Raw genomic sequence first — 9,013 nt, 5'->3', positions numbered from 1 at the left:
CTTGCCGCCAACCGGGAGGGTGCGGACGGTGCGTTCCACGACCCCGCGTCGGATGACGTTGGCGGACTGACAGGACGAACAGCGGTCATGGGCGGGATCCTGCCGGAGATGAAGGGTCAGGCCGCCCTCGGCGGAGGAGGTCCGAACGACTTGATAGTCCCGAACACCGAAAACACGATACAGTAGCGTGGAGGACATGCCGGCTTCCTGAAGATGGTGTGGTTACCTTTCATGAAACGGCATGCTCCTCTTTTTTGGCAACCCCTGAGTACGAACTTCTCGGATGAGCCTTAATTAAGCACACACTGAGACACCCCCTGCCTTGGTTGCTCGACCCGCCGCCTCTCGGCTCGCGTGTATAAACCCGTGCATAATCCGGTCGGGTTTCGACTTACCCTCACTCTCGAAGCTCTGACCCGTGAACGACCAAAGGGGGTATAGTTTTTGCACCCCCTTTGGTCTCACGAAATAACATTCGTGAGACCACGAAGAGCGATTCACCGCTCGGGCAACCGGGCCGCGATGATGACCCATGTAGCTGAGCGGAGTACGGCCGAACCGGACCGGGCAAAGGATCGCGCTAGCGGCCCGTGGAAGGCCAATCAGGCTGATGAGCGTTCAGCTTCCGCTGGCTTTGAAAAAACGTTTTATGGGTCCTTCCAAGTCGTCTGTGAACAGACGACCCACACGGGAACAGCCGGCATTTGAGACAGAGTTAGTTTTCCAAACGCTTTTGAACGGGCGTTTGGTCGCCCAATGGTTGGATCATCTTCATGAAACCGTATTACGAACGCGAAAACATCACTCTCTATCAGGGCGACAGCCTTCAGATTATCCCGTCGTTGGAACCGGCCACCGTCTCGGCCGTCATCACCGACCCGCCGTATTCCAGCGGGGGCATGTGGCAGGGCACGCGGTCGATGCCGCCGGAGGCAAAGTACTGTCAGGACGGCAAAACCCTCGGTCGGCCAACCTTCTCCGGGGACAACCGGGACGGCCGTTCGTGGGCCTTCTGGTGTTCCCTCTGGATCTCGGAGTGCCGCCGGCTCCTGACCGACGGCGGTTACTTCCTGTCGTTCATCGACTGGCGGATGCTTCCCCTTTGCACCGACGCCGTCCAGGCCGGCGGCCTCGTCTGGCGGGGCTTGATCGCCTGGGACAAGGGACGCGGAGCCAGGGCTCCGCACAAGGGGTACTTCAAGCATCAGTGCGAGTACGTTGTCTGGGCCTCGAACGGGCCGCTCCGCAAGGCGGTTCACGCCGGCCCGTTTGACGGCTGCCATCATTATCCCGTCCTGCAAACCGACAAGCATCACATGACCGGCAAGCCGACCGCCCTCTTGGAGCAGCTCGTCGGTTGCGTGCCGGCGGGCGGGCTGATCCTTGACCCGTTCGCCGGCAGCTCGACGACGGCCGTCGCCTGCGTCCGGAAGGGCCTGCGGTTCGTCGGCATCGAGCAGGAGGAAGCCTACTGTGAGATCTCGGCCCGCCGGCTGGACGCCGAGTTCGGACAAGGAAGGCTCGCGGCATGACGTCCGACGATCCCGACTATGGTTCGTACCGGGAGCGGCAGTCCCGCATCAGCCGGGAGCGGTCGGCAACGGGCCGCGAGATCGGCCCGTTGCCAAAGGTGAAGAACCGGCGACGCCGGAACAAGTGCGCCAAGTCACTTCAGCGTTATTGTGAGACCTATCGCAAGGAAACCTTCCGGCTCAAATGGTCGGCCGATCACCTTCGCGTCATCGAGAAGCTGGAGACCGCCATCCTTCACGGCGGTCTGTTTGCGATGGCGATGCCCCGGGGGACGGGCAAGACGTCGCTGGTCGAGGCCGCCGCCGAGTGGGCCATTCTCTACGGCCATCGCCGGTTCATTGTGCTGATCGGCGCGACCGAGGGTGCCGCCGTCGAAATGCTCGACTCGATCAAGCTGGAGATCGAAACCAACGAGCTGCTGCTCGCCGACTTCCCGGAAGCCTGTTATCCCGTCGCCCGGCTGGAGGGCATCAACAATCGGGCCAATGGCCAAACGCTCGGCGGTGAACGGACACGGATCTCCTGGACGGCGAAGGAGATCGTCTTCCCGACGGTGAAGGGATCGAAGGCCTCCGGAGCGCGGATCCGCGTGGCCGGGATCACCGGGCGGGTTCGTGGCATGAAGGCGAAGGATGCCGACGGCCGAACCATCCGGCCCGACTTTGTCATTCCCGATGACCCGCAGACGGACGAGTCCGCCCGCATGCCCGACCAGACGGCCGCCAGGGCGAGGCTGATCGCCGGGGCCGTGCTCGGCTTGGCCGGTCCGGGGGTGAAGATCTCCGGCGTGATGCCCTGCACGGTCATCGAGCCGGACGACCTGGCCGAGCAGATGCTCGACCGCGAGCGGCATCCGGAATGGAACGGCCAGCGGACGAAGCTGGTCTACCGCTGGCCGGACAATGAAGACCTTTGGGAGCAGTACGCCAAGATCAGGGCCGACGGCATGCGGGAGGGAGACAAGGGTTCGGCCGGCACGGAGTTCTACCGCGAAAACCGGGAGGAGATGGACCGGGGGGCCGAAGTCGCCTGGCCCGAGCGATTCAATCCCGACGAACTGTCCGCGATCCAGCACGCCTTCAACCACAAGCTGGCCAACCCGCGAACCTTCGCGGCCGAGTTCCAGAACGAGCCGTTGGCCAACGTCGACCAGACCTCCGGCGTCCAGCTCGCGGCGGCCGACGTGTTTGCCAAGGTGTCCAATCTTCCCCGCCTGACGGTCCCTCGGAACTGCGACCGGCTCACGGCGTTCGCCGACGTCGGGGCAGACTTGATCTGGTGGATGGTCTGCGCGTGGGACGCCAGGTTCGGCGGCTCGATTGTCGCCTATGGCGTTTTCCCGGAACAACGGCGGGACTACTTCGCCAAGAGCGATCCCCGGCCGGGTTATCGCGACCTGCCGGAGTTCGAGGGACTGTCGCAGGATGCGGCCGTGTTCAAGGCCCTCGGCATCGTCGAGGAGCTTGTGCTGGGCCGCCCGTTCCTCCAGGAGGAATCCAACGCCGAAATGCGCGTCGATCGCTGGCTGATTGATGCCAACTGGGGGGAGTCCACCGACGCGGTGTATGACTTCTGCCGCCGGTCTCGTCGGGCCGCCCTGATCATGCCGAGCCACGGGAAGTTCATCGGGGCCACGGCCGCCCCGATGTCGGCCTGGCGACGGGCGCCGAACCAGAGGCACGGCTGGCACTGGGTGATGACCGCCCACTCGGCCGGCCGGGGTCGTCACTTGGTGGTTGACGTGAACCACTGGAAGACGTTCGCGGCCGAGCGGATGAAGACGCCCGATGGGGCGGCGGGATGCCTTCGAGTTCACGCCCCGGCCGAGGCGCAGGATCACCGGTTGTTTGCGGATCATCTCAGCTCGGAATATCCCGTCGTCGCCGGCGTCGAATCCGGCCGGAAGGTGGGAGAATGGAAGTTGCGGCCGAACCGGGACAACGACTGGTGGGACTGCTTGGTGGGGTGTTGCGTAGGAGCGAGTTTGGGGGGATTACAATGGTCGGCGTCGGTCGGCGGCCTGCCGTCTCCGGAGGGAGAAGCGACCATTCGGGCGAGACCGGCCGCCGCCAAGAAGAAACGCCCGGGCCTCGCCGAGCGGTATCGGCAGAAGACCGGGCGGGGCTAGTTTTATCCGTCACCGAGCTGGCTCGCGGCGACTTCATGGATTAGGGTCTCTTGCGCGGACGATTGGCGTATTGCTTAGATCGAGAGGCTTGCCCAGTTTGTGCTCCGACCAGACCTGCATTTGCCCTGCGTTGTTCTCGCCTGCAACGAACTTCCCATCGGGCGTGATCATGGCGGTACAGTTGATAGTGGTCAGTCTGAGATTCATGTTGTCTACGGCAACCAATCGCGTGGCAGTAAGCACCTTGATGAACTCAGGCAAACCGCCCGGCTCCTTCGACACGAACGAGCTGAACTTGGGATCGTCGGTTCGTATGTCGTCGCCATTGCAAAGTCTACAGATGATCGTGAATTGCGCGGAAGTGAGTTCGGCGGGTTCCCAGGGTGCTTCGGCACCTCGCTCCTTAAGCTCGCACTCGGTGAGTTCGTCATAGATGTACTCCCAACCTTTGCGGTCTGAAAGCTCCACTGCGCGTGCGCGTAAGCAGGAGGACATCACTTCTTGAATATTCGAGCGGTCGCGTGCAAGGTTTGTGGAGTAGAGGGCATCGATTCGACTGAAAAGGAGTTCCAGTAGAACTCGGACGGGGTTGTGGCTCGTCGAAATTAGGAAAGGCCACATTCCGTCAATGAGCGAGGTGACGTACGGGAAGCCGTTCGCTTTAACAAGTGAATAATTTCCGCCTATTATCAGCTGGGGAAAACTCCCGACGCCCATTCCGGCTGGGTTCGAGAGACGGTCCTTGAGTAGTCCGGCGATGTGATTCCTAAGAGTCTGCTCACGTTTCCAGCCGTGGTGCCCAAGTACAATCCTAACCGGCCCGAGAAACTCGGTCGTGAGCGTGCGATAGATGAGTTCGAGATCAAAGGAGAGACTTCCGATTTGGTCATGTGGCGGTGCCGCGATTCCGGTGATCTGTCCGAACACTCGCCGGGGCCATCGCAGGTCAACTTGAATCCCAGCTGCCTCCTCACTCGCAACATACTCCGAATACAGGCGGGCGACGGTTCGAAGATGATTATAGCTGTCTGCCAGATCGTCGGCTGTGAGTGTCTTCTTCACTTCAAATACCGCTATGACATTCGAGATGTGCCACCGATACTTCTCCGTATACGGAATCTGCTGGCCTTCACCGCGAACGAGCATGCAGTCGAGCTCACCGCTCAGTTGATCCTTGAAGTATGCGAATCCGGACAAGACTCGCAGGTGCAGTTGCGGAGGAATCGCCCTGTCAAGAATGTCGCGAGTCAGTCCCTCATACATCGCACCGATCGTTGGTGCGTGCTCAATGCGCATTGCGTCGAGTTGCGCCCGCTCGTGATCAGAGAAGGCTTTCAAGAGCTGAGCGATCGTCTCGATCATGGCGTCGGCCGGAAGGACTGAGGAGTGTCGATTGTGACGGCTAACGCTGGTGTTCAACTGCCCCGCCCAGAGCGACTGACACCTAAATTACAAAGGCTGAGGGTGGGATCTGCTGCGGCACTTGGTTCGGCCCGCCTCGCAGCATACAACCACTATGCCCCCGGTGGGAGATGAGCCACGGGTGGCTGAGGTTGGGCTGGCGGCAACTGCCCCTGCGGTGCTTGTAGTTGGCCCTGCTGTGGCCGTTGGGTTAGCTGAGCTAAAGGCTCGCCTTGTGCGTCTTGACCAATCCGGACGTGCGGGCGGTGGCGTAGGATGTCTGTGGCAGCACGTGATGAAATACTTGCAGCTCCAGCTAATGTTACCACTTTCCGCCATTGAAATCGCTGGTCGAGGAGCATCGGCTCCATCTTACTCCAGGCAACTGCGGGATCAACCGCCTCGGGCACGAAATAGCCCACCACGAATGTTAAAATCAAGGTGAGTGCTGACGCCACCTCTCCGGTAATCTTGTTATTCTCTGGGAGCACCACGGTGTTCAATACCCAGACGAGTACGACCGTTATCGCACCCGCGAGAGCACTTGCCCCAACCTTACGAGTTGGCGTGAGGTTATTATCTGCCACTCGCATCTCCTCCGGAGGTCTTTGCCGCTCGTCGAATATGAAATGGACAGAATTGATTCTGTCCATTTCCGGCCGCTTTGGCGGCCTCAGTGATGCCGACCCATGCCGGCAGGCTAACCGACTGGCGCGCCGCCGTCAAACACTTTTTGGCTGATTGACCCACCGACCCACCTCCCACCCTTCCCATCCAGGCATTGAATCCCCCGCTGGGTGTCGAACCAATCCTCTTCCGAAAAATTTTTCCCGATTCCCCGTTCGCTCGGGCAACCGGCCGGAGATGATCCATTTCATCACCACGGGGGGCCGATCATGGAACCGACCGAACTCACGCCCGAGCAGATCGCCGATGCCGCGGCCTCGCCGTCGACGGTCACGACGGACGGGCTGACGGTCGGAGCCCGGTCGGCCGATGACATGATCAAGCTCGACCAATACGCGATCGAGAAGGCGGCCGCGACGGCGGCGGCCAGACCCGCCAAAGGGGCGAAGCGGATTCGCTTCTACCGTGGCATCATGCCGGGGCAAACCTGATGACCCTGATCGGACGAATGTGGCGGGCGGCCCTTGGCCGGCCCGCCCCCAAATCGCCCGGCAAAAAGAAGCCGGGGCGAGGCGGGAACGCCACGGGCCGGCCGGCGTCGAAGTTCGACGCCGCCCAGACGACGGACGAAAACCGCAATCTCTGGAAGAACGCGGACGCCCTCGGCCCGAACGCGGGGACCTCGCCGGACGTGCGGGCCGTGTTGCGGAACCGCTCGCGATACGAGGCCGAGAATAACGCCCACCTGGGCGGCATGATCGAGGGACGGACAGTTGACACGCTGGGCACCTGCCCCCGTTTGCAACTAACGATTCCCGGCGTCTCGTCGGACATCACGCGGAAGGTCGAGCTATTATTCCAGGAGTGGTCCGAGCGGATCGACCTCGGGGCCGACCTGCACCTAATGGACCATTCGGAAACGACCGATGGCGACATTCTCGGCCTGATGACCGTCAACGAGAAGTTGCCAAAGACCGGCGTTCAGCTTGACCTGATTCTGGTCGAGGCCGAGCAGATTTGCACGCCGGACCTCGGCACGGACGATTCGTTGAAGTTTGACGGGGTCAAGATTGACCAGTTCGGCGACTTGGTGTCGGTGGACATCCTCGACCGGCATCCCGGCGATTTGAATTCTTGGATGACCCCCGGCGGCAACGGCTACAAGACGTATCCCGCCGAGCGGGTGTTGTGGTTCATGCACCGGACGCGTCCCGCCCAAGCTCGCGGACTGCCGGCGATGAAGGCCGCGCTGCCCCTGATGGGCCAGCTCCGGCGTTACGGCGGGGCCGTGCTGGGGGCGGCCGAGCTGGCGGCGATGTGGGCCGCCTACATGACGCAGGATTCGGAAACGCCGTCGTTCGACGCCCCGAAGTCCGAGGACGACGAAGAGGAGGACGAGGAGGAGTTCGAGCAGATTCCCGTGGCCCGGCAGATGATCACCATGCTGCCGAAGGGCGTGAAAGACATCAAGGCCTTCGCGCCGGCCCAGCCGGTTCCGAGCTTTGGCGACTATCAGGACATCCTGCTGACCCAGGCGGGCCGCACGATCGGCGCCGCCCAGAACACGAGCACGGGAAGCTCGGCGGCTTACAACTATTCGTCCGGCCGGCTCGACCACCTGCCCTACCAGCGGTGCATCCGCTGGCGGCGGCGGCGAATCACCAAGGCCGTCCTCGACCCGTTGCTCATGGCCTGGCTGGGCGAGGCGTCGAGGATCTTCGGTTTCCTGCCCGCCGGCCTGCCGGATGTTTCGACGTGGCGGCGAAAGTGGCGCTGGGACGCCTTCGACTCGATCGACCCGGTCAAGGACGTGACGGCGGCCCAGATGCGGATCGAGGCCGGCCTGTCCACGTATGAGCGGGAATGCGGCGAGATGGGCGAGGACTATGAGGAGGTCTTCGAGCAGCAGGCCCGCGAGGCGAAGATGCGGGCGGACCTGGGGCTCGCCTCCGGGGGAACGGGCGTCACGCTGACGACCCAGGAGCCCGATGGCACGCAGACCACCGTGGCCACGGGCGGAACGAAGAAGGCCGGCGACGGCCCGACCGGGGCGACGGCCGCCGCCGTGAAGACCGGGGATGTGCAGGGCACCGCCCTCAACGGCCTCCAGGTGGGATCGCTGATGACGATCTGCGACAAGCTCACCTCGAAAATTTACACGATCGAGGGGGCGACGTCCCTGATCCGGATCTCGTTCCCGGCGGCGGACCGGGATGAGATCGACACGCTTGTCAAGGCGATGGCCAGCACTCCGAAGCCGGCCGTCCCGGCTCCGGAGCCGGCCAATCCGGAAGATCCCCAGGGAGACCAGGCCAATGCCGCGTGAGATCATCATCGCCGCGCCGGTCTTCCCCCGGATCACCGAGTATCTCGGGGCCTGGGCGTTCGAGCCGTCGCGGTTTGCGACGGCCGTCGAGCAATTGCAGCGGATGGACTGGCCGAAGCACATGAGCGACGGGGCCGCTCCGCTCCGCTCGTACACGCAACTCGTTCCCACCGGGAGGGACGGCCAGGCCATCGCGGTCATCCAGGCCGACGGCGAGCTGATGAAACAGCAGTCGAGCATGGGTGGAACCTCGACGGTGCAACTGCGGCACGACATCCGGCAGGCGGCCAGAGATCCCAACGTCTCGGCCATCCTGCTGGCGATCGACTCCCCGGGCGGGACGGTCGCCGGCACGGCCGAGCTGGCCAACGAAGTGACGGCCGCCCGCCGGGCCAAGCCGGTTTGGGCTCAGATCGAGGACCTGGGGGCGAGCGCCGCCTACTGGTTCGCCTCGCAGGCCGACATGGTGTTCGCCAACGTGGCGACGGCGATGGTCGGCTCGGTGGGCACGATCTGGGTCTGGCAGGACGACAGCAAGAAGGCCGAGCAAAAGGGCGTGAAGACGTTCGTGTTTTCGACCGGCTCGCTCAAGGGAACGGGAGCCCCTGGCACGCCGATGACCGACGAACAGCAGGCGTACATTCAGGGGCTGGTCAATGACATGCAGATCCCGTTTGACGCGGCCGTGCAGAAGGGCCGGGGACTGAAACCGGCCCAAATGGAAGCGATCAAAAGCGGCCGGACCTTTCTGGCCCCCGAGGCTCTGAAACTGCGGCTGATCGACGGGATCCAGCCGAGGGCCGCGACCCTGATGCAATTGATGAAAGCCAAATAGTTCCGGGGAACCGGAGGGAGTTTTTCGATGAATTTTGAAGCGTATGTGCGATCCCTCGGCCATGACCCCGAGGCTCTCACCGCCGAGATGCGGGTCATGCTCCAGGCCGCCTGGCGGGCTCACCTGGCCGCCACGGAAGCTCGGTCCGGCACGACGTTGCCTG

General features: G+C 63.0%; 6 protein-coding genes and 1 pseudogene. 5 read left to right on the top strand and 2 right to left on the bottom strand.

From position 1 onward, the window contains the following. Window positions 1-198: pseudogene (locus BGIM_RS64980) on the bottom strand (ISL3 family transposase); the annotation flags it as partial. 575 nt (window positions 199-773) lie between these two features. Between BGIM_RS64980 and BGIM_RS0124985 the strand changes: the two are divergent. Both BGIM_RS0124985 and BGIM_RS0124980 read left to right on the top strand, forming a co-directional pair. Beyond that, window positions 774-1,532, top strand: a complete 759-nt coding sequence (locus tag BGIM_RS0124985) for a DNA-methyltransferase (protein WP_020472449.1) — start codon at window positions 774-776, stop codon at window positions 1,530-1,532. Next, a complete protein-coding gene (locus BGIM_RS0124980) occupies window positions 1,529-3,661 on the top strand; it encodes a terminase gpA endonuclease subunit (RefSeq protein WP_029630451.1) in 2,133 nt (710 codons plus the stop codon). The genes BGIM_RS0124985 and BGIM_RS0124980 overlap by 4 nt, the downstream gene beginning before the upstream one ends. Before the next feature lie 33 nt (window positions 3,662-3,694). Here BGIM_RS0124980 and BGIM_RS0124975 read toward each other — a convergent pair whose 3' ends face one another. Further along, the gene (locus tag BGIM_RS0124975) at window positions 3,695-5,023 is read right to left on the bottom strand and encodes a DUF6602 domain-containing protein (RefSeq protein ID WP_020472448.1); all 1,329 of its coding nucleotides are present in this window, start codon (window positions 5,021-5,023) and stop codon (window positions 3,695-3,697) included. 935 nt (window positions 5,024-5,958) lie between these two features. Between BGIM_RS0124975 and BGIM_RS0124965 the strand changes: the two genes are divergently transcribed. Genes BGIM_RS0124965 through BGIM_RS52280 form a run of 3 tightly spaced genes read left to right on the top strand, consistent with a single transcriptional unit; the run spans window position 5,959 to window position 8,850 of the window. Beyond that, the gene (locus tag BGIM_RS0124965; protein WP_157369392.1) at window positions 5,959-6,180 is read left to right on the top strand and encodes a hypothetical protein; all 222 of its coding nucleotides are present in this window, start codon (window positions 5,959-5,961) and stop codon (window positions 6,178-6,180) included. After that, on the top strand, window positions 6,180-8,015 hold the full coding sequence (locus tag BGIM_RS0124960) for a phage portal protein (protein WP_020472445.1): 1,836 nt from the start codon (window positions 6,180-6,182) through the stop codon (window positions 8,013-8,015). Before BGIM_RS0124965 ends, BGIM_RS0124960 begins: the two co-directional genes overlap by 1 nt. Then, on the top strand, window positions 8,005-8,850 hold the full coding sequence (locus tag BGIM_RS52280; RefSeq protein ID WP_020472444.1) for a S49 family peptidase: 846 nt from the start codon (window positions 8,005-8,007) through the stop codon (window positions 8,848-8,850). Before BGIM_RS0124960 ends, BGIM_RS52280 begins: the two co-directional genes overlap by 11 nt. Window positions 8,851-9,013: the final 163 nt, after the last annotated feature.

This window comes from Zavarzinella formosa DSM 19928 (assembly GCF_000255705.1).
In the GTDB taxonomy this organism is placed as follows: Bacteria; Planctomycetota; Planctomycetia; order Gemmatales; family Gemmataceae; genus Zavarzinella; species Zavarzinella formosa.
This window is presented reverse-complemented; position numbering and strand designations above follow the sequence as displayed.

Bases quoted from the DNA above. Each gene is read 5' to 3' on its own strand.
- BGIM_RS0124985 (WP_020472449.1), top strand. From the start codon at position 774: ATGAAACCGTATTACGAACGCGAAAACATCACTCTCTATCAGGGCGAC.
- BGIM_RS0124980 (WP_029630451.1), top strand. From the start codon at position 1,529: ATGACGTCCGACGATCCCGACTATGGTTCGTACCGGGAGCGGCAGTCC.
- BGIM_RS0124975 (WP_020472448.1), bottom strand. From the start codon at position 5,023: ATGATCGAGACGATCGCTCAGCTCTTGAAAGCCTTCTCTGATCACGAG.
- BGIM_RS0124965 (WP_157369392.1), top strand. From the start codon at position 5,959: ATGGAACCGACCGAACTCACGCCCGAGCAGATCGCCGATGCCGCGGCC.
- BGIM_RS0124960 (WP_020472445.1), top strand. From the start codon at position 6,180: ATGACCCTGATCGGACGAATGTGGCGGGCGGCCCTTGGCCGGCCCGCC.
- BGIM_RS52280 (WP_020472444.1), top strand. From the start codon at position 8,005: ATGCCGCGTGAGATCATCATCGCCGCGCCGGTCTTCCCCCGGATCACC.